This is a genomic window from Janthinobacterium sp. FW305-128, assembly GCF_020858135.1.
Taxonomy (GTDB): Bacteria; Pseudomonadota; Gammaproteobacteria; order Burkholderiales; family Burkholderiaceae_D; genus Janthinobacterium.
Genome location: NZ_JACYMK010000006.1, coordinates 238,735 through 258,317, shown reverse-complemented (window position 1 = coordinate 258,317; position 19,583 = coordinate 238,735). Strand labels below are relative to the sequence as shown.

The following is a 19,583-nucleotide window of genomic DNA, read 5'->3' as shown; positions in this document are numbered from 1 at the left end:
TAACTGGTTATATATACAGTATATACAAACCGCGCTTCCGCGTCACCCTACGCTTTGATCACGGGCACGCGCGGCGCCAGTGCGCACATGAGCTCGTAGCCGATGGTGCCGGCGGCCAGCGCCACCTCGTCGATCGGCATGCCCTGCCCCCACAAGGTGACGCTGCTGCCGACCTTGGCGCCCGGCACGTGGGTCAGGTCGACCATCAGCATGTCCATCGACACCCGGCCGATCAGCCCCGTGCGCACGCCGTCGACCAGCACGGGCGTGCCTTCGGGGGCGTGGCGCGGGTAGCCGTCCGCGTAGCCGCAGGCCACCACGCCCACCTTGACGTTGCCGGCCGCTTCATAGCGGCTGCCGTAGCCGACCACGTCGCCGGCGGCGATGTCCTGGATGCCGATAATGCTGCTGCGCAAGGTCATCGTGGGCAGCAAGCCGAACGCCTGCGCGGACGTGCCGCCCGGGGCGCCGCTGGGCGTGCCGCCATACAGCATGATGCCGGGGCGCACCCAGTCGCTGTCCAGATGGTGCATCAGCACGCCGGCCGAATTGCACAGGCTGCGCGGCAGCGGCGTACCGATGCTGGAGGCGCCCGCCTCAAAACGCAGCATCTGCTGTTCCAACGGCAAGCGCGTGGGACCCGCCTCGTCCGCATTGGCGAAATGCGTCATCAGGGTGATCGTGCCGATATGCGGCATGGCGCGCAAGCGCGCATACGCGGCGGCGATGGCGTGCGGTGTGAAGCCCAGGCGGTTCATGCCCGTATTCATTTTCAGGTGCACGTCGATGGCGTGCGGCAGGCGGGCCGCTGCCAGCATGGCGATCTGTTCTTCGCAATGCACGCTGCCATTCAATCCATATTGCGCCATGACAGGCAAATCGCTGGCGTCGAAAAACCCTTCCAGCAGCAGGATGGGTTTGGTCCAGCCCAGTTCGCGCAAACGCACGGCGTAATCGACCTCGACCAGCGCCAGGCCATCGGCGTCGGCAAAGCCCCGCATGGCCCGTTCCAGGCCGTGGCCATAGGCATTCGCCTTGACGACGGCCCACACTTTGGCGCCGCGGGCGCCGGCACGGGCGCGCGCCAGATTGTGTTGCATGGCATCGAGATGGATGGTGGCGAAGAGGGGCCTGGGCATATGCGTCGTTCACGGCAGGTGGGAAAGCCGTATTTTACCGGATGGGCCGCAAGCGGGAGCCGCAAGCAGGTCCGCAGCGCGCCCGAGACCGGCGCGCAGGACACCATGTATAAAATGCTCACATATATGTGTATTTTTCTACGGCAGAAAAATTAAGCTTCGCTTAGGCAAGACTATGCAAAGCAGCCCCTGCCAAACTTGGGGTTTGCTGTTTTTTCGTGGTATAAAGCAAGCCAGATATGATTTCAGGCAATCCAGAATGAATCGTGGTTTTTATACCATCATGGCGGCGCAGTTCTTTTCCTCGCTGGCAGATAACGCCCTCTTTTTTGTCGCCGTCGATTTATTGGTGTCCATGAAATCCCCGGCGTGGATCACGCCGCTGCTCAAATTGTCGTTCGTGCTGTTTTACGTGCTGTTGGCCGCTTTTGTCGGCGCCTTCGCGGATGCTCTGCCGAAAGGCAAGGTCATGTTCATCGCCAACATGGTCAAGATCTTCGGCTGCGCCCTCGTCTTCTTCCACGTGCATCCGCTGCTGGCCTACGCCGTCGTCGGTTTCGGCGCGGCCGTGTACTCGCCCGCCAAGTACGGCATCCTGACGGAACTGCTGCCGCCGGAAAAGCTCGTGGCGGCGAATGGCTGGATCGAAGGCTTGACCGTCACTTCCATCATCCTCGGCACCGTCATGGGCGGCGCGCTCGTCAGCGGCCACGTGTCCGACATGCTGCTGTCGATCGACATTCCGCTGATCGACACGGGCATCACCAGCAAGACGGAAGCGGCCTTGTGCGTCGTGGTGGGCATCTATGCGCTGGCGACCCTGGCCAACCTGAAGATTCCCGACACGGGCTGCGTGTATCCGCACCAGGAACGCAATCCTATCAAACTGATTACCGATTTTGCCAATTGCTATTCCATCCTGTGGAAAGACAAGCTGGGCCAGATCACCCTGGCCGTGACGACCCTGTTCTGGGGCGCCGGCGCCACCTTGCAGCTGATCGTGCTGGAATGGGCCAAGCAGTCGCTGAACATGCCGTTCGACAAGGCGACCAGCCTGGTGGGCGTGGTCGCCATCGGCGTGGCCGCCGGCGCCGTGCTGTCGGCACGCTTCATTCCGCTGCGCAAATCGCTGACCGTCATTCCGCTCGGTATCGCCATGGGCGTGATCGTCATGATGATGACGCAAGTACACTCCGTGTGGATCGCCTACCCGCTACTGATCCTGATCGGCGCCCTGTCCGGCTTCTTCGTCGTTCCCATGAATGCCCTGCTGCAACACCGCGGCCACGTGCTGATGAGTGCAGGCCATTCCATCGCCGTGCAGAACTTCAATGAAAACCTGTCGATTCTCACCATGCTGGCCGTGTATTCGATCATGATCCGTTTGCACCTGCCGCTCAATATCATCATCACCCTGTTCGGTCTGTTTGTTGCCGGCACCATGTACGCCATCATGCGCAAGCACAAGCTGAACCAGGCTGAGCATGACAACTTGTCATTGATTGGCGAGCAGAAGCATTAACTTCCGGGGTCAGACCCGCCGGGTCTGACCCCAACATTACGCAGGTAGCGCACCCGCTATCCGCCGCGCGGCAGCCTGCTGCGTCCAGTCATGCGGCACGGCAAAACCGCGCGTGCGCTCCACTTCCCAGCCTTCGATAGTATCCACGGTGGCGACCATCACCGGTTGCGCCAGATCAAACAACTGCGTGCGCAGGGCCTCCACGTCGAGCACTTCCACGTCGCGGCCCTTGAACGGCGCCAGCCATTGCAGGCGCGGCAGCACAACGTAGCGCTGCTCGGGCAGTTGGGCCGGCGTACACCAGAAACCGTGACCGTGTTCGGGGGAAATACCGTCCATGGCCAGCGTGGCGCCTGCCGCATAGAATAGCCAGCCCTTGACCAGCGCGTGCGCCGCGCGCACGGGCTGCGCCAGCAGGCTTTGCGCGGCCGGATGGCGGGACAAGGCCAGTTGCTTGTCGAGAATCTTACGCATCTTCAAGCCCAGGGTGTCAGCCAGGTTGGGGCCGATCAAATGGTTGAAGTCGCCGGGATCGGACGCGCCTTCGAGCAGGTAGAACTTGGTGGCAAATTCCCAGTGCAGCAGGTCATTTCCGTCATGCAACAGGAAATCGAACTCGCCCACCGTGTCGTTGCGGTTGACCTGCACTTGCAAGCCATGCGCTTGCAATACTCCATGCTGCTCAAAATAAAAGGCCAGCAGCTTTTCAGCGTACAGGCCCAGGCGGGAATAGAATCGGGGCCCCAGCGCCGCATCGAGCGGTGACGGGTCATCCTGCAGCGCCCCCAGCCACGCCGCCACGGCAGGCGTGACGGGGGGCAAGCTGGCGATGCGCCCGCCCCAGTAGGGGCTGGCAGGATCGAGCAAGTCGGGCGAATCGAGCAGCCAGGCCAGCGCCCGCACGCGGGGGTGCGTCAGATGGCCCCAGCGGCGTTCGAAGCGGGCTTGGAAGGTAGAGACGGCCGTATCAACCACCGTGCGTGCTTTTCGCCAGGCACAGGTCGGCCCAGGCACGCGCCTTGGCCTTGCCCGTCCCGTCCTGCAACAGTTGCTCTGGGTGGAAGGTGGCCACGACGGACGCACTGCCCAGCTGGCGCACCTTGCCCCGTACGGGTTTTTCGCCGGGATTGATGCCGGCGGCGGCCATCGAACCGAGGGTGACGATGGTGCGCGGCTGCAGCAGGGCCAGTTCGCGGTCAAAATACGGACGGCAGGCGGCCGACTCGGCCTCGGTGGGCAAGCGTTCCTGGCCCGTCTCGTCAAGCGGACGGCATTTCAGCAGGTGCGTGATGTACACGTCGCGCCCCGCGTCGACGTCGATGGCTTTCAACATATTGTCGAGCAATTTGCCCTGCTCGCCCGGCAAGGCGCGCCCTTCGCGTTCTTCCAGGCGCGAAGGGCTGCTGGCCAGCATCAGCCACGCACCCTGGCGGTCGCCACGGCCCATGACGACGCCCTTGCGCGTCTTGCACAAGTCGCAGCGCGCGCACTTGGCGACCGCCGACGTCAAGCCTTCCCAGTCGAGGGCGGCGATGTCAATATCGCTCAGCTGTCTGGCAGGCGGCGGCGGGGGCGCATCGTCGAACCAGGCCGTGTCGTCAGGCGCGGCGGCAGGCACTGGCGTAGCGGCAACGACGACGGGCGCCTCGGCCTCCACGACTGCCACCTCGGCCAGCACTTCGACCACAGGTGCAGCCATCTCAGCCACGGGCTCCGCCACGACGACTTCCACCTCCACGGCAGCCTCGACGACAATATCCACGACCTCGGGCGCGGCGCCCTGGCGCAAGCGCCACAAGGGGCCGACGCCCATTTCATCGAGAAAAACGGCGCTGCGGCTCATAAGGTATAACGCATCACGATGGCGTCCTCACGTTGCGAGTTGCTGGCAGGATAGTATCCCTTGCGCCGGCCTATCTGTTCAAATCCAAAACGCTGGTAAATATCGAGCGCGCGGACATTCGACGGACGCACTTCCAGCAGCATCGATTCCATGCCCAGCTGGCGCGCGCAGGCGCAGGACTGGTTCAGCAGGAAGCGGCCCAGCCCCTGGCCCTGGATGGCGCCCTCGACGGCAACGTTGAGCAAGTGCGCCTCGTCGACGACCAGCATCAGCAAGAAATAGCCAAGCAAGGTGCCGTCCACGTCGCGCAGCACCCAGGCCGGGTAGCCGCTCTTGAGGGAATCGACAAAGTTGCCGTGCGTCCAGGGATGCGGGTAGACGCGCTGTTCCAGCGCCAGCACCTCAATCAAGTCCGCTTCCTGCATCGGCTGATAGTCGAGGCGCAGCAAGTCCCAGCCTGCAGCATTGTCCTGGCCCGCTACGCTCATTGCGCCGACTCCGCAGCGGCCTTGGCCTGTTGCATGTCGAGGCGCTCGGCACTGGTATAAGCGATCTTGTTGCGCAAGTACAAAGGCTGCGCATCGGCCGCCGTCACGCACTGGCCGGCCGCAAAGGCGATGCGCGCCAGCTGCGCCACTTGCACGGCGTGCGGCATGATGGCGGCGTCGGCCGTGGCGGCGCACGGCAACGCGGCCAGCGCTTCGGCGTAGGCACCAAAGCCGTTGCCGCAGCCGGTCACGTCGCCTTGCGGCGCCACGCCGGCCGGCGCGCTCAAGGCCGGCGGCAAGACGGCTTGCAAGCCATCTTGATAGTCATATTGCGCCCAGTACACTTCGCCCATGCGGGCGTCGAGCACGGTCACGATGCGCTGTGAGCCATGCTGCTGGTGGCACGCGAGGGCCATGGCGTCGAGCGTGACGACGGGCACGACAGGCAAATTGGCGCCATAGGCCAGACCCTGCGCGATGCCGCAGGCCGTGCGCACGCCCGTAAACGAGCCGGGGCCGGAGCCGTAGGCGATGGCGTCGACGTCGGCCAGGGTCACGCCCGCTTCGGCCAGCAATTCCTGCACCATGGGCAGAATCGACTGGGAATGGGTGCGCACGCCCGACGAGGCGCGGGACAGGACGACATCGCCGCGCAACAAGGCGCAGGACGCGAGTTCGGACGATGTTTCAATGGCAAGCAGGGTGGGAAGTAAGATAGGCATGCCGTATTTTACCTTGCCAAGCCCGGGAGCGACATGCCGTACAGGTCAACAACAGCCCACTTGCACAGCCCGCGCCCGAGGACGGCTATAATAAAAGGCTAAGCTGATTGCTTGACCGGCGTCATTGCGCCATGCCAGGCAATCCATACGCGACACTATCACCCCACTCTTGCCCTGGTCCGCTCCGTGAATCCACTTCTTGCTAAACTGCAACCATATCCATTCGAAAAGCTGCGCCAGCTGTTTGCCGGCGTGACGGTCAATCCCGAGTATGCGCCCATCAGCCTGGGCATGGGCGAACCCAAGCACCCGACGCCGGCCTTCATCGAGCAGGCGCTGGTCGACAATATCCACGGCCTGGCCAGCTATCCGACCACCATCGGTTCGGAAGCCTTGCGCAGCGCGATTGCCGGCTGGCTGGAACGCCGCTACGGCATCCCCAAGCTCAATCCTGCCACGCAAATCCTGCCCGTGAACGGTTCGCGCGAAGCGCTGTTTGCGCTGGCGCAAACGGTGATCGATCCGGCAGCCGGTTCGCTCGTGATCAGCCCGAATCCGTTTTACCAGATCTATGAAGGCGCGGCCTACCTGGCCGGCGCCGAACCATATTTCGTCAATTCCGACCCGGCGCGCAATTTCGGCTGCGACTACGACAGCGTACCGGCCAGCGTGTGGGAAAAGGTCAAGCTGCTGTTCCTGTGTTCGCCGGGCAACCCGACGGGCGCCGTGCTGACCCTGACGGACTGGGAACACCTGTTCGCCCTGTCCGAGCGCTACGATTTCGTCATCGCCGCCGACGAATGCTATTCCGAGATCTACCACGGCGACACGCCCCCGCTGGGCGCGCTGCAGGCGGCCCACATGCTGGGCCTGTCCACCATCGAGCGCCCGTATGCGCGCCTGGTGGTGTTTTCCAGCCTGTCGAAGCGCTCGAACGTGCCGGGCATGCGCTCGGGCTTCGTTGCCGGCGACGCGGAAGTACTGAAAAAATTCCTGCTCTACCGAACCTACCACGGCGGCGCCATGAGCCCTGCCGTGCAGGCGGCCTCCGTCGCGGCCTGGAACGACGAAACCCATGTCGAGGAAAATCGCGCCAAGTACCGCGCCAAGTTCGACGCCATCACGCCGCTGCTGCAATCGGTGATGGACGTGCAATTGCCGGACGCCGGCTTCTACCTGTGGGCCGACGTCAGCCGCACGGGACTGTCCGACACCGAATTCGCGCAACGCCTGTACGCCGAATATAATGTCACGGTATTGCCTGGCAGCTATCTGGCGCGCGACGCGCACGGCATCAATCCCGGCCGCAACCGTATCCGCATGGCCCTGGTGGCCGAAACGGCCGAAGGGCTGGAAGCGGCGTTGCGCATAGTAAAATTCTGCCAGCAGCTTTCCGCATCCGCATCAACCAACTAAATGAATAAGACATCATCATGAGCCAACAACTGCAAACCATCATCGACCAGGCCTGGGAAAACCGCGCCGAGATCAATCCGCGCAACGGCACGGCCGAACTGCGCGACGCCGTCTCCCACGTCATCAATGGCCTGGACAACGGCAGCATCCGCGTGGCGGAAAAAACCTCGGGCGACTGGGTCGTCAACCAGTGGGTCAAGAAAGCCGTGCTGCTGTCGTTCCGCCTGGAAGACAACGTCGTCCTGCCGTCCGACGGCACGATGCAGTTCTACGACAAGGTGCCGACCAAGTTCGCCAACTACACGGCCGAAGACTTCGCCAAAGGCGGTTTCCGCGTGGTGCCGCCAGCCGTTGCCCGCCGCGGCAGCTTCATCGCCAAGAACGTCGTGCTGATGCCGTCCTACGTCAACATCGGCGCCTACGTCGATGAAGGCGCCATGGTCGACACCTGGGCCACCGTCGGTTCCTGCGCGCAGATCGGCAAGAACGTCCACCTGTCCGGCGGCGTCGGCATCGGCGGCGTGCTGGAACCGATGCAAGCGAACCCGACCATCATCGAAGACAACTGCTTCATCGGCGCCCGTTCGGAAATCGTCGAAGGCGTGATCGTCGAAGAAAATTCCGTCATCTCGATGGGCGTGTACATCGGCCAGTCGACCAAGATCTACGACCGCGCCACGGGCGAAGTGACCTACGGCCGCGTGCCGGCCGGTTCCGTCGTGGTCTCGGGCAACCTGCCTTCGGAAGATGGCAAGTACTCGCTGTACTGCGCCGTGATCGTCAAGCGCGTGGATGCAAAAACCCGCGCCAAGACCGGCATCAACGAACTCCTGCGCGGCATTTAATTAATGCGCCGCAAGGCGCACGCAATACCCTGAATGTCCCGCTCCGGCGGGACATTGTCGTTTCTGTCCACGCCAGTGCAACACTTGTTAAAGGTAAAGCATGTCCAGAGTCGATTACGAAGCGTTGGAACCATCAAAGGATTTCCTGCTGATGTGCTACGCCGGCAAGCCGTTTAGCGGCATGGCATTTGAAAACGATGCCGATGGCGTATTAATGACAGAAACCAGTTTTATCGATGGCCAGAAAAGCGGGATCTCCCGGCAATGGTCGGCTGCGAGCAGACTTATTCGCGAAGAATGGTTTGCTCTGAACATACTACACGGCCCGGCCCGTGAATGGCATGATAATGGCGCATGCAAATCCGATGGCCGCTATGAACTCGGAATATGTATCCAGGAACAAGTGTGGGACGCGCAGGGCACTCAGCTCAAGAACTATCGGATAGATGAAGCAGGCGCGCAATTTGCAACGCTGAAAAAACTGCGAAGCAGTCAGATTGGCGCCATTGCAGGCGCCGCGCATCTCCTGAACAGCGCCTGAGCACCGTCTCCAATCGTCCCGCAGCCTTACGCCATCCTGTCCTATACTGGATGGCATGAATACTCCTCCCGTATTGATCGTCGGCGCCGGTCCTACCGGCCTCATGCTTGCCTTGCGCCTCGCGCGCCATGGCGTCGATTGCCGCATCATCGATAAAGACAGCGGCCCCGGGCAGGCGTCGCGGGCCATGGCCGTGCATGCGCGCACCCTGGAGTTTTACCAGCAGCTGGGCTTTGCCGACGAACTGGTCAGCCTGGGCATCAAGATCAATGCCATGCACATCCACGAAGGGGGCGAGGAGCTGGTAAAACTGGCGCTGGGCGAGATCGGCGAAGGCCTGAGCCCCTATCCTTTCGTGCTGAGCCTGCCCCAGGACGAGCATGAACGCTTTCTGATCAGCAAGCTGGCGGCGGCCGGCGTGCACGTGGAATGGAATGTCACGCTGGACTTGTGGACGCAGGACGATAGCGAAGTGCAAGCCATCCTGCTCAACAATGGCGAACGACAATATTGTACATTTGACTATATCTGCGGCTGCGACGGCGCCCGCAGCAAGGTCCGCGAGATCGCCGGCTTTGACTTTTCCGGCGGCACCTACGACCACTTGTACTACGTGGCGGACGCGCAAGTAGCCGGCAAGAATACGGATTTGCACGCCCACCTGGGCGCGAACTCTTTTGCGCTGATGCTGCCCGTGCGCACCAGCGGCATGCAGCGCCTGATCGGCATCCTGCCCGACCGCCCCGAAGGCGCGCCCGCGCCCGTCTTCGACGATGTGCGCGGCGACGTGGAAACCCTGCTGGGTATCCACGTCGAACACGTGAACTGGTTTTCCACCTATAAAGTCCATCACCGCGTGGCGGGCCAGTTCCGTGCGCGCCGCTGCTTCATTTTGGGCGACGCGGCCCACTTGCACAGTCCCGTGGGCGGCCAGGGCATGAACACGGGCCTGGGCGATGCCGTCAACCTGGCCTGGAAGCTGGCGCAAAAGCTGCATGGCCAAAGCAACGATGCCCTGCTCGACACCTATGAAAGCGAGCGCATCGTTTTTGCCCGCAAGCTCGTCGCCACCACCGACCGCGCCTTCCAGGCCATCGTCGCGCAGGGCATCGCCGGGCAATTCCTGCGGCGCTGGCTGGTGCCGCACGCGCTGCCCTTCCTGTCCGGCTTCGCGCGGGCGCGCCGCTTGCTGTTCAAGACCGTGTCGCAAATCGAGATCAGCTATGAAGACAGCGCTTTGTCTGCCGGCCATGCGGAATACCTGCGCGGCGGCGACCGCCTGCCCTGGTTCTCGGACGGCACGCAAGACAATTTTATCGCCCTGCGCAGCATGGATTGGCAATTGCACATCTATGGCGAGCCGGCGCCCGAACTGCTCGACGAGGCGCGCGTGCTGAAACTGCCCGTGCATTGCTATACCTATAACGTGGCCGCCAAGCTGGCCGGCCTGGGCCGCGACGCGGCCTACCTCGTGCGCCCCGACGGCCACATCGCGCTGGCCCTGCACCTGCAGGAAAGCGGCGCCCTGCGCGCCCTGGCCTTGCGGCTGGGCCTGCATTTCGGTCCCGTCGAACCGGGCAAGGCGGCGCCCCGGCCGGTGTAAGAGACAACGCCGCAGGTTTGTGCTGCATCAAGGCAGATAGAGTTAATCTCCTTGCTTTGTTTGCTTTGTTTGACTTGCTATCCTATGCTGAGACTTGCGTTTCAAGGATACGGCCATGTCGAACACACATCGCAACCACTCAACAACTGACCAGCCCGCCTGCGAAGCCGAAGATGCTGAATCGGCATCCCCGCTGGCTGAGCAGCTGGCCGCCACACTGGCTGCCAGCGCCACAGGCTTGCGCTTCAACATTGCGCAAGACACCTTCCAGGAAGCCTATGCATCGCTGCTGGATGCCGTGCCGCGCGACGACCGCCCCGCGCTGCTGGCGCAAATGCGGCGCGACCTCGATATCGTGGCCGAGCGGGAGCTGAGCATGGCTTCCGGCAACGATACGCAGACAGGCCACGTCAGCACCCGGCAATTCATGCGCGGCCTGGAAGAACAGGAACGGCATCAGCGTGAAAAAGACGTGGCCTCGCACAGCTTGCTGTCCGGCCCCGAATTGCGCGCCCGGCTGGCAGTCACGCCGCAGGCACTCAGTGCGGCACTGAAAGCCAGACGCCTGTTCGCCTTGCGCGGCGCCTCCGGCGAATATGTTTATCCGGCATTTTTCGCCGCCCCCCGCCACGACCGGCACACCCTGGAAAAAATCAGCAAAATTCTAGGTGACTTGCCCGGCGCCGCAAAATGGGACTTTTTTACCGCCCCGCGCCTGTCGCTGGGCGGAAAGTCGCCGCTGCAAGCCTTGGCAAAAGGAAAACTCGACGCTGTGATGGCGGCCGCCCGCGCCTACGCCGACGAATAGCGGCGCCCCCCGTGGCAACCTTGCGCCTGCCCCGCTTGCCGCAACTGCCCGCATCGCTGCAAACGGTGCGCTGCGATCCTGCCACCTTGTACCGGGTTTCCGGCCATGCCACGGGTGAACCGTACTTCGGCAGGGCGAATACCTACCGCTTCGACGATCCCCACCCACAAGCGGCGGCCCGCTTCGGCACCTGCTACCTGGGCATGTCGCTGGCCGTGGCGCTGGCTGAAACCCTGATGCACGACCGCAAGCCCATCCGCAACCACTTCATCATCGGCCTGGCCGTGATACAGGCGCGCTTTGTCATACTGCTCACGGGAGAAGCACTCGTCCTGGCCGACTTGACGGGTGCCGCCCTCCGGAAGCTGGGCGGCCACGCGGGACTCGGCGGCACAGCGTCGTATCAAACGACCAAAGCCTGGTCGGCCGCCATCCATGCGCATCCGGATGAGGTCGATGGCATGCTCTACATGTCGCGCCACAAGAATGATGAAACGGCAGTGGTACTGTTCCACCGCGCCGCGCCCAAGCTGGCGATGGCGTCCGCCACGCCGCTATCCGCGCACCGCGACTTCGGCCAGGTGGCGACGCAACTGGGCATTCGCAGCGCCTGGCCCTGAATCTGCCCGTAACATGCAACCGTGTTGCACTGCCGCATCGACTGCGCATCGACTGTATAATGGCGGCTACCATCGCATTTTGACCTGGCGCAAGCGCCGCGATCAAGCGAACCGCATTCATTCCCCTTAGCCCTACCCATGACGACCATTACACTCTACGGTATCCCCAACTGCGATACCGTCAAAAAGGCCCGCACCTGGCTGGCCGCGCAGCAACTCGATTTCACCTTCCACGACTTCAAGAAGCAGGGCCTGGAACGCGCCACAGTGGAAGCGTGGCTCGGGCAATTGCCGTGGGATGTGCTGGTCAACAAGAAAGGCACGACCTGGCGCGCCCTGTCCGACGAGCGCAAAGCCGCCACCGTCGACGCCGCCAGCGCCCTGGAACTGATGCTGGAAAACCCGTCCATCATCAAGCGCCCCGTGCTGGACAAGGATGGCCAGTTCAGCGTGGCGTTTTCCGATGCCCAGTACAAGAGCATTTTTTCAGTTTAAACCCGACACCTGCAAAGCTGGGGTCGTACGGGGACGCCGAGTCCCAAGGGTACGCTCCCGCTCCACACCATGACCACCTCCAAAACCCTCGCCCTGACCGAAAAACTGATCGCCCTGTCCTCGGTCACGCCCGACGACAAGGGCTGCCAGCAGCACCTGATCGATATCCTCACGCCGCTGGGCTTCGTCTGCGAAACGATCCAGTCGAACGACGTCACCAATCTGTGGGCGCGCCGTGGCACGACGTCCCCCGTGTTCGTCTTTGCCGGCCATACGGACGTGGTGCCGACCGGCCCCGTCGAGCAATGGCGCTCGGAACCGTTCATTCCCACGCACCGCGACGGCAAGCTGTACGGCCGTGGCGCGGCCGACATGAAGACCTCGATCGCCGCCATGGTGGTCGCTTGTGAGGAATTCATTGCCGCCACGCCCGGGCACACCGGTTCCATCGCTTTTTTGATCACCAGCGACGAGGAAGGCCCGGCCACGGACGGCACCGTCATCGTCTGCGAGCAACTGAAGGCGCGCGGCGAGCAGATCGACTATTGCCTCGTGGGCGAGCCGACCTCGAGCGCGCAGCTGGGCGACATGATCAAGAACGGCCGCCGCGGTTCGCTGTCGGGCCGCTTGACCATCAAGGGCGTGCAAGGCCATATCGCCTACCCGCACCTGGCGAAAAACCCGATCCACGAAGCGGCGCAGGCGCTGGCCGACCTGGTCGAGGAAAAATGGGACGCGGGCAACGAGTATTACCTGCCGACCTCGTGGCAAATGTCCAACATCAACGCGGGCACGGGCGCCAACAACGTGATCCCGGGCGACATGGTGATCGACTTTAACTTCCGCTTTTCCACGGCCAGCACGGCCGAAGGCTTGCAGGAACGGGTCCACGCCATCCTCGACAAGCATGACTTGCAGTACGATTTGCAGTGGACCCTGAGCGGCCTGCCCTTCCTCACGCCGCGCGGCACCTTGAGCGATGCGCTGTCGTCGGCCATCCTCGAAGAAACGGGCCTCACGACGGAGCTGTCGACCACGGGCGGCACCTCGGATGGCCGGTTTATCGCGCAAATCTGCCCCCAAGTGATAGAATTCGGGCCGCCCAATGCCAGTATTCACAAGATCGACGAGCACATCGAACTGCGCCACATCGATCCCCTGAAGAATATTTACCGGCGCACGCTGGAGCATTTGCTGCCCGTCTGAACCAGAATACCGAGGCCCGTCACGGCGGGCCAGAACACCGTCTTTTCGAGAATGCCATGACCCCGAACCCGTTTTCCACGCCACGCGACCTGCTGCGCTACGCCGTTACCCGTTTTAATACCGCCAAGCTGTTTTTCGGCCACGGCAGCGCCGAAGCGTTCGACGAAGCGGCCTATCTGATCCTGCACACCTTGAAGTTGCCGCTCGACAAGCTCGAACCGTTTCTCGACGCCAAGCTGCTGCCGTCGGAAGTGGCCAGCGTCATGAGCGTCATCGACCGCCGCAGCATCGACCGCGTGCCAGCCGCCTACATCACCAAGGAAGGCTGGCTGGGCACGTATAACTTCTACGTCGACGAGCGCGTGATCGTGCCCCGCTCCTTCATCGCCGAGCTGATCCCTGAATACTTCTCGCCGTGGGTGGCGGAACCGGAAGCCGTGGAAAACATCCTGGAACTGTGCACCGGTTCGGGCTGCCTGTCCATCATGATGGCCGACGCCTTCCCGAACGCCCAGGTCGACGCCGTGGACATTTCCGCCGACGCGCTGGCCGTGGCCAAGCGCAACGTCGACACGTACAAATTGCAAGACCGCGTGAACCTGATCGAATCGGACCTGTACACGAACGTGCCGGCCAAGAAATACGATTTGATCATCAGCAACCCGCCGTACGTGAATTCCGCGTCGATGGGCGCCCTGCCCCAGGAATACCTGGCCGAACCGCAAATCGCCCTCGACGGCGGCAGCGACGGCATGGACCTGGTGCGCAAGATCATCGCCGGCGCAGCCGAGCGCCTGACGGACGACGGCATCCTGATGATTGAAATCGGCAACGAGCGCGCCTACGCGGAAGCGGCCTTCGGCGAGCTGGGCCTGACCTGGCTGACGACGAGCGCCGGCGACGACATGGTATTCCTGCTGACGGCCGAGCAGCTCAAGCTGGTTTGATCGACTTGGCAGGTCGGATTAGCGTAGCGTAATCCGACATGCCTGTGCGGCACCCGTCGGATTACGCCCTTCGGGCTAATCCGACCTACACGATGTTTTTACGGCGAGGGGTAAAGCCCAGCCTTTACAAAGAAAAAAATGATACGTTTCCTACAAGTAAGCCTGATGCGCGGCATCAAACCGTTGCTCGAACAAGTCGATGTCACCCTCAATCCGGGCGACAAGATCGGCCTGATCGGCGCCAATGGCGCGGGCAAATCGAGCCTGTTCGCCATGATGCGCGGCGAATTGCACCCTGACCAGGGCGAGATCGATTTCCCGGCCAAATGGCGCGTGGCTTACGTGGCGCAGGAAACGCCGCCGCTGGACCGTGCCGCGCTCGATTACGCCATCGACGGCGACGTGACCTTGCGCAAGCTGGAAGCGGAACTGGCGCGCCTGGAATCGGAGCCGGCCACGTCGGAAAACGGCATCGCCATCGGCGAGATCTACAGCGCCATGGCCGATGCCGATGCATATACCGTGCAGTCGCGCGGCGAGCAATTGCTGCTGGGCCTGGGCTTTACCCTGGACCAGATGCAGCAGCCTGTCGCCAGTTTCTCCGGCGGCTGGCGCATGCGTCTGAACCTGGCGCAAGCGCTGATGTGCCCGTCCGACCTGCTGCTGCTCGATGAGCCGACCAACCACTTGGACCTGGACGCCATCATCTGGCTGGAAGACTGGCTCAAGCGCTACGCCGGCACCTTGCTGATCATTTCCCATGACCGCGACTTCCTCGATGAAGTGGTCAACGTCGTCGTGCATATCGACGAGCGCAAGCTGAAACGCTATTCGGGCAACTATTCGAGCTTCGAGCGCCAACGCGCAGCGCAGATGATCCTGGCCGCCGGCGCGCTGGAAAAGCAGCAGCGCAAGCGTGCCCATCTGGAATCGTTCGTGAACCGCTTCAAGGCGCAAGCCTCGAAAGCCCGCCAGGCGCAAAGCCGCATGAAGGCGCTGGCGAAGATGGAAGAACTGGCGCCGCTGCGCGCCGCCGCCGAATTCTCGTTCGAATTCCGCGAGCCTTTGAGCGCCCCGAACCCGCTGCTGGTGATGGAAGACGTCGATGCGGGCTACAAGATCGAAAACGAAGCGACGGGCGAGATCACGCACAAGACCATCGTCAACGGCATCAAGTTTTCGCTGCAGATCGGCCAGCGTATCGGCCTCCTGGGCCAGAACGGCGCCGGCAAATCGACGCTGATCAAGACCATCGCCGGCGAACTGATGCCATTGACGGGCGACGCCACCATGGGCAAGGGCCTCAACATCGGCTACTTCGCCCAGCACCAGGTGGAAATGCTGCGCCACGACGAATCGCCGCTGTGGCATCTGGCGAAGATCGCCCCGACCGTGCGCGAGCAGGAACTGCGCAACTTCCTGGGCGGCTTCAACTTCCCCGGCAACATGGTCACCGCGTCGATCGCGCCGTTCTCGGGCGGCGAAAAAGCCCGCCTGGCGCTGGCCCTGATCGTCTGGCAGCGTCCGAACCTGCTGCTGCTCGATGAACCGACCAACCATCTGGACCTGGAAACGCGCGAAGCGCTGACGGAAGCGCTGGCCCAGTTCGAAGGCACCTTGGTCGTCGTATCCCATGATCGCCATTTGCTGCGCGCCACCACGGACGAATTCATCATCGTCGCCGACGGCAAGCTGCAGCCGTTCGACGGCGACCTGGACGACTACAAGGATTGGCTGTTCAAGACCAAGCTGGGCAAGGGTACCGATGTGCTGCCGGCCGCCGGCAAGGCCAACAAGACCGACTTCCCCGTGACTTCTTCCGTACCTGCGCCGGCAGCCGCCCCTGCCGCGCCCGTGCGCGACAAGCGCCAGGAAGCGGAAGAGCGCCAGAAGGCGGCCGCCCTGCGCAAGCCGATCGAAAACAAGATCAAGCGCCAGGAAGAGCAAATCGCCAAGCGCAACGCGCAAAAGGCGGAAACGGAAGAAAAGCTGGGCGAGCCGACCATCTACGACGCGGCCAACAAGGCCAAGCTGAAACAGTTGCTGGCCGACCAGACCTTCTTCACCAAGGACTTGGCGCAGCTGGAAGCGGAATGGCTGGACTTGCAGGATCAGCTGGAAAAACTCGGTTAATCAAGCAGCGACAAAAGACGACCTTCAGGTCGTCTTTTTTTTTAGGCCACCTGCATGGGACCGGGGCTGCGGATTGCCATCAGGCGGTCGATGTCGACGAGGATCAAGCGGCGTCCCGCCACCGTGGCCAGGCCCAGCAGGTAATCGGCCTCCGCCTCGCCAAGGCCGGGCACGGCGGCGATGTCGGCGGGCGCCAGGCTGACGATATCGGTGACGCCGTCGACCACCATGCCCATCACGCCATTACTCAGCTGCAGGATGATCACGTCGGTGGCCGGGTCTGGCGCGCCGTGGGCGCTGCCGAACGCGGCACGCATATCCACGATGGGGATGATCACGCCGCGCGAGACGGCCACGCTGTGCAGCACTTCCCCTTCCGAAGAAAAACGGTCGAGCTCCTTGATGGCACGCAATTCCCGCACGCAGCGGTAATCGAGGCCGTATTCCAGGCCGCCCAGCCGAAAGCTCAAGTACTGCGTCAGGGATTGCGCGGTGCCGCGTTCCGCCGTCGCTGCGGCGCCAGGCGTGGTCGTGGGCTGCATGGTGTTCCTTTCATCCGGTAAGCGCTGCCAGGATGCGCAGTGGCGCAACGTTGGCCCATGCTAACCAGCATCCCCGCCTCCAGCGTTGAGAAACATCAACTTTCCCGGAAGACATCATCGACTGGCCGCCCGCCCTTGCGCCGGCGCAGCCATCTTCCCTTACAATACCCACATCACTCCCTACAGGCAGGCCATGCAACACCTCGTCAACCCCGCTGAAGTTGAATTTTCCGCCATCCGCGCCCAGGGCCCGGGCGGGCAGAACGTCAACAAGGTGTCCAGCGCCATCCATCTGCGCTTCCCCATCGCCGCCTCGTCGCTGCCGGAAGCGTACAAGGAGCGTCTGCTGGCCCTGCGCGACAGCCGCATCAGCAAGGATGGCGTACTGGTGCTCAAGGCGCAGCAGTCGCGCAGCCAGGAGCAGAACAAGGAAGAAGCCTTGCGCCGGCTGCAGGAAATCATCGACAGCGTCACGTTCCTGCCCGCCGTACGGCGCGCCACCAAGCCCACGCGCAGTTCGCAGCGGCGCCGCCTCGACAGCAAGAGCACGCACAGCGTCCTCAAGCAGTCGCGCGGCAAGGTCACGGATTAAACGCTAGGGCGGCGGCGCATACGTCCAGTCCAGGCTGCCCGTGCTGTTCGCAAACACGGCTTGCGTGGCCGGCGTGGCGCTGCGCAGCAAGGCCTTGATCTCTTTCGGCGGCCGGTCGTAGACCTTGGCCGGCCCGGGCGGCACGACCAGGGCGCGCACCGTCGTCTCGCCATCGACCAGGCCCAGGCTGCAGCGCGACTGGCCAGCCGTCGCCTGCCGCTCCTGGCGCAGCTGCGCCACCAAGGACAGCATTTGCGCCTGCAGAATTTCCGACTGCTTGACTTCCACGCGCAGCCGCGCCACTTCCTTCAGGACGGGAGCGATGCGCGCGGCCAGCTTGTCGTATTGCAGCTGTTGCGCCGGCTGCAGCTGCAATTCGCCGCGCCGCAGCTGGCCCGCCAGGGTCAGGTAGTTGCGCACTTCCGGCAACTGCGCGATGGCATCGATTTCCTGCTGGCGCTTGTGCTGCACCTGCTGGTACTGCGCGGCCTTGGCCAGACTCTCGGCGATCTGTTGCTCCAGGGCGCTCAAATCGGGCACGAGGGGAAATAGCAGCATTTCCACCTGCTTGCGCGGGCCGGCGCTGCCGATGCGGATGGTGCGCGCCGCCACGGCGCAGCCTTCGGCCAGTTCGATGACGACCTCGTCGGCGATGATCTCGCAATTGCTGGCGCTGTCGATCACCACGCGCGTGCCGGCGATGACACAGCTTTCGGCGCGCTTCACATGCACTTCGCCGCTGAGCGCCTGCAGCACGGAACCGGAAGCGACGCCCTCGACGCGCACATCGCCGTGTTCATTGAACGCCGTGCCGCCCACCAGGTTGCGCTGCAACAAGATCAGTCCGCCATGCGAGTGCAAATGGCCATACACGTCGCCATGGATGGTGATATCGCTGCCGTCGAGCTGACGCTGCTCCTGCACGTCGCCATACTCCTCGTAGGCGGCGCGCAGCTTCAGATTGCCCGTGGTGCGGCTGCTGACGCCTTCGCGGCTGACGATCTTGTTCTCGATGGAGATCTTGCCGCCCTCATCGACATTCACGTAACCAGCCTGGGTGGCCACGACGAAATCGCCATCGCTGAAATGTTCGACCGTCGTCCCCGGCCCCGCCACTGTGGCCAGGTCCAGCGCCAGCGGCGCGGGCGGCGGCAGGGCTTTGCCGGCCAGGTCATAGCCGGGCAAGCCGGGCGCACCTGGCAGCAGACGCAGCAGGCGCGCGTGTTTTTTGACTTGCGGAAAGCGGTTCTTGAAGCTGAGCAAATCGAGGCGGCCATCGGAGCGTTCGCGCGGCGCATCGTCGCGGTGGATGCCTTGCGACACCTCGACCAGTTGGGCGTCGCGCCCCGGCTGCGGCGGCAGCACCCGCGCCACCGTGATGCGCTCGGCCTTGCCGCTGGCGAGAATGGCGCGCACGGCCACACTATCGATGCCGTAGTGCACACCCTTGCACCACAGGTCAGCCACCAGCTCGTCAAACTCGCGGCGCACAGGCACCTGGCCATCGGCGTCAGGAAGCAATGCTTCAAAGTAAAACTCGGCGCTGTCGCCGTGGATCTTGACCTGTTTATACAGGGCGCGGCGCTGGGGTGAAAATGGCGCCACGCGCACGGCGATGCGCAGCAAGGCGTCACCCTTGGGCGCGGCGCGGGGCGTGGGGGCATGAAACAGGGTCAGCAGGAACAAACCGTAATCGAGGCCAGCCAGCAACTGCCCCGACTGGAACAGCTGGTCGACGGCGGCGCGCAGCTGCGCCGGCGCCAGCGACAGGTCCAGGAACACGCCCCCGTCGCGCTGGACCAGGCCGTACGGCAGGCCGCCTGCGGGGGCCGCATCAGGAACGGGTGTGTCGTCGTCGCTCACCACTTGCCTCCCCCTGCAACACATTCAGAGAATTGTCTCAGTGCACTAGAACAATATCACGGGGCGTGGCGGTATGCCGGATTAGCATAATCCTGGCGCAACAAACAGGGGAATGAAAAATGGAGATGGATGTTTCAGGTAAAGTCACGACATCTGGCAAGACCGTAGCGAGCGGAAGTGAATTGTGGCCGAGAAGCGGAACTGTACTTTAGTACAGTGAGCATCGCAGGCCACAAGTCGCGACGCGCAGTAGGTATT

General features: G+C 63.1%; 19 protein-coding genes. 12 read left to right on the top strand and 7 right to left on the bottom strand.

The window, feature by feature from the left end; all coding sequences use genetic code 11:
* Positions 1-47: 47 nt before the first annotated feature.
* Positions 48-1,139: an alanine racemase gene (alr, locus tag IGS60_RS14865; RefSeq protein WP_230505237.1), complete on the bottom strand. Its 1,092-nt coding sequence runs from the start codon at positions 1,137-1,139 to the stop codon at positions 48-50.
* A 259-nt stretch (positions 1,140-1,398) separates the two neighbouring features.
* Here alr and lplT point away from each other — a divergent pair, with 259 nt between their 5' ends.
* A complete protein-coding gene (lplT, locus tag IGS60_RS14860) occupies positions 1,399-2,661 on the top strand; it encodes a lysophospholipid transporter LplT (protein WP_230505235.1) in 1,263 nt (420 codons plus the stop codon).
* Positions 2,662-2,697: 36 nt separating this feature from the next.
* On the opposite strand, the gene IGS60_RS14855 is transcribed toward lplT, so the two are convergent.
* From IGS60_RS14855 to tsaB, 4 genes are read right to left on the bottom strand one after another with little or no spacing between them, the layout of a single operon-like run.
* On the bottom strand, positions 2,698-3,636 hold the full coding sequence (locus IGS60_RS14855) for a DUF1853 family protein (RefSeq protein ID WP_230505233.1): 939 nt from the start codon (positions 3,634-3,636) through the stop codon (positions 2,698-2,700).
* Positions 3,629-4,504 (bottom strand): uracil-DNA glycosylase, encoded by an 876-nt coding sequence (locus IGS60_RS14850; RefSeq protein ID WP_230505231.1) that lies wholly within the window; start codon positions 4,502-4,504, stop codon positions 3,629-3,631. Before IGS60_RS14850 ends, IGS60_RS14855 begins: the two co-directional genes overlap by 8 nt.
* Complete coding sequence (gene rimI, locus IGS60_RS14845; protein WP_230505229.1) at positions 4,501-4,992, bottom strand: ribosomal protein S18-alanine N-acetyltransferase; 492 nt, start codon at positions 4,990-4,992, stop codon at positions 4,501-4,503. The genes IGS60_RS14850 and rimI overlap by 4 nt, the downstream gene beginning before the upstream one ends.
* Entirely contained in the window at positions 4,989-5,714 is a 726-nt protein-coding gene (gene tsaB, locus IGS60_RS14840; protein ID WP_230505227.1) for a tRNA (adenosine(37)-N6)-threonylcarbamoyltransferase complex dimerization subunit type 1 TsaB, read from the bottom strand. Before tsaB ends, rimI begins: the two co-directional genes overlap by 4 nt.
* Before the next feature lie 186 nt (positions 5,715-5,900).
* Here tsaB and dapC point away from each other — a divergent pair, with 186 nt between their 5' ends.
* From dapC to IGS60_RS14790, 10 genes are all read left to right on the top strand, one after another.
* Positions 5,901-7,130: a succinyldiaminopimelate transaminase gene (dapC, locus tag IGS60_RS14835; protein ID WP_230505225.1), complete on the top strand. Its 1,230-nt coding sequence runs from the start codon at positions 5,901-5,903 to the stop codon at positions 7,128-7,130.
* A 17-nt stretch (positions 7,131-7,147) separates the two neighbouring features.
* Positions 7,148-7,975, top strand: a complete 828-nt coding sequence (gene dapD / locus IGS60_RS14830) for a 2,3,4,5-tetrahydropyridine-2,6-dicarboxylate N-succinyltransferase (protein ID WP_070223998.1) — start codon at positions 7,148-7,150, stop codon at positions 7,973-7,975.
* Between the two features lie 100 nt (positions 7,976-8,075).
* Complete coding sequence (locus tag IGS60_RS14825) at positions 8,076-8,516, top strand: toxin-antitoxin system YwqK family antitoxin (RefSeq protein ID WP_230505223.1); 441 nt, start codon at positions 8,076-8,078, stop codon at positions 8,514-8,516.
* A gap of 55 nt (positions 8,517-8,571) precedes the next feature.
* Complete coding sequence (locus IGS60_RS14820) at positions 8,572-10,119, top strand: FAD-dependent oxidoreductase (protein ID WP_230505221.1); 1,548 nt, start codon at positions 8,572-8,574, stop codon at positions 10,117-10,119.
* A 115-nt stretch (positions 10,120-10,234) separates the two neighbouring features.
* Positions 10,235-10,927 (top strand): hypothetical protein, encoded by a 693-nt coding sequence (locus IGS60_RS14815; RefSeq protein ID WP_230505219.1) that lies wholly within the window; start codon positions 10,235-10,237, stop codon positions 10,925-10,927.
* Positions 10,928-10,938: 11 nt separating this feature from the next.
* The gene (locus tag IGS60_RS14810; RefSeq protein ID WP_230505217.1) at positions 10,939-11,547 is read left to right on the top strand and encodes an RES family NAD+ phosphorylase; all 609 of its coding nucleotides are present in this window, start codon (positions 10,939-10,941) and stop codon (positions 11,545-11,547) included.
* 138 nt (positions 11,548-11,685) lie between these two features.
* Entirely contained in the window at positions 11,686-12,042 is a 357-nt protein-coding gene (locus IGS60_RS14805) for an ArsC family reductase (RefSeq protein WP_070224002.1), read from the top strand.
* Between the two features lie 69 nt (positions 12,043-12,111).
* Positions 12,112-13,248: a succinyl-diaminopimelate desuccinylase gene (dapE, locus tag IGS60_RS14800; RefSeq protein WP_230505215.1), complete on the top strand. Its 1,137-nt coding sequence runs from the start codon at positions 12,112-12,114 to the stop codon at positions 13,246-13,248.
* A 56-nt stretch (positions 13,249-13,304) separates the two neighbouring features.
* Entirely contained in the window at positions 13,305-14,195 is an 891-nt protein-coding gene (gene prmB / locus IGS60_RS14795; protein WP_230505213.1) for a 50S ribosomal protein L3 N(5)-glutamine methyltransferase, read from the top strand.
* A gap of 138 nt (positions 14,196-14,333) precedes the next feature.
* A complete protein-coding gene (locus IGS60_RS14790) occupies positions 14,334-16,328 on the top strand; it encodes an ATP-binding cassette domain-containing protein (RefSeq protein ID WP_230505211.1) in 1,995 nt (664 codons plus the stop codon).
* 41 nt (positions 16,329-16,369) lie between these two features.
* On the opposite strand, the gene IGS60_RS14785 is transcribed toward IGS60_RS14790, so the two are convergent.
* The gene (locus tag IGS60_RS14785) at positions 16,370-16,870 is read right to left on the bottom strand and encodes a chemotaxis protein CheW (protein ID WP_230505209.1); all 501 of its coding nucleotides are present in this window, start codon (positions 16,868-16,870) and stop codon (positions 16,370-16,372) included.
* Positions 16,871-17,063: 193 nt separating this feature from the next.
* Between IGS60_RS14785 and arfB the strand changes: the two genes are divergently transcribed.
* On the top strand, positions 17,064-17,462 hold the full coding sequence (gene arfB, locus IGS60_RS14780) for an alternative ribosome rescue aminoacyl-tRNA hydrolase ArfB (protein ID WP_034749850.1): 399 nt from the start codon (positions 17,064-17,066) through the stop codon (positions 17,460-17,462).
* A 3-nt stretch (positions 17,463-17,465) separates the two neighbouring features.
* Here the strand turns inward: arfB and IGS60_RS14775 are convergent, their stop codons facing one another.
* The gene (locus IGS60_RS14775) at positions 17,466-19,325 is read right to left on the bottom strand and encodes a flagellar assembly protein A (protein ID WP_230505207.1); all 1,860 of its coding nucleotides are present in this window, start codon (positions 19,323-19,325) and stop codon (positions 17,466-17,468) included.
* Positions 19,326-19,583 lie beyond the last annotated feature (258 nt).

What these genes read in the sequence shown, in the direction of transcription:
- alr (WP_230505237.1), bottom strand. Translation starts at nt 1,139, where the DNA reads ATGCCCAGGCCCCTCTTCGCCACCATCCATCTCGATGCCATGCAACAC.
- lplT (WP_230505235.1), top strand. Translation starts at nt 1,399, where the DNA reads ATGAATCGTGGTTTTTATACCATCATGGCGGCGCAGTTCTTTTCCTCG.
- IGS60_RS14850 (WP_230505231.1), bottom strand. Translation starts at nt 4,504, where the DNA reads ATGAGCCGCAGCGCCGTTTTTCTCGATGAAATGGGCGTCGGCCCCTTG.
- rimI (WP_230505229.1), bottom strand. Translation starts at nt 4,992, where the DNA reads ATGAGCGTAGCGGGCCAGGACAATGCTGCAGGCTGGGACTTGCTGCGC.
- tsaB (WP_230505227.1), bottom strand. Translation starts at nt 5,714, where the DNA reads ATGCCTATCTTACTTCCCACCCTGCTTGCCATTGAAACATCGTCCGAA.
- dapD (WP_070223998.1), top strand. Translation starts at nt 7,148, where the DNA reads ATGAGCCAACAACTGCAAACCATCATCGACCAGGCCTGGGAAAACCGC.
- IGS60_RS14825 (WP_230505223.1), top strand. Translation starts at nt 8,076, where the DNA reads ATGTCCAGAGTCGATTACGAAGCGTTGGAACCATCAAAGGATTTCCTG.
- IGS60_RS14820 (WP_230505221.1), top strand. Translation starts at nt 8,572, where the DNA reads ATGAATACTCCTCCCGTATTGATCGTCGGCGCCGGTCCTACCGGCCTC.
- IGS60_RS14815 (WP_230505219.1), top strand. Translation starts at nt 10,235, where the DNA reads ATGTCGAACACACATCGCAACCACTCAACAACTGACCAGCCCGCCTGC.
- IGS60_RS14805 (WP_070224002.1), top strand. Translation starts at nt 11,686, where the DNA reads ATGACGACCATTACACTCTACGGTATCCCCAACTGCGATACCGTCAAA.
- dapE (WP_230505215.1), top strand. Translation starts at nt 12,112, where the DNA reads ATGACCACCTCCAAAACCCTCGCCCTGACCGAAAAACTGATCGCCCTG.
- prmB (WP_230505213.1), top strand. Translation starts at nt 13,305, where the DNA reads ATGACCCCGAACCCGTTTTCCACGCCACGCGACCTGCTGCGCTACGCC.
- IGS60_RS14790 (WP_230505211.1), top strand. Translation starts at nt 14,334, where the DNA reads ATGATACGTTTCCTACAAGTAAGCCTGATGCGCGGCATCAAACCGTTG.
- IGS60_RS14785 (WP_230505209.1), bottom strand. Translation starts at nt 16,870, where the DNA reads ATGCAGCCCACGACCACGCCTGGCGCCGCAGCGACGGCGGAACGCGGC.
- arfB (WP_034749850.1), top strand. Translation starts at nt 17,064, where the DNA reads ATGCAACACCTCGTCAACCCCGCTGAAGTTGAATTTTCCGCCATCCGC.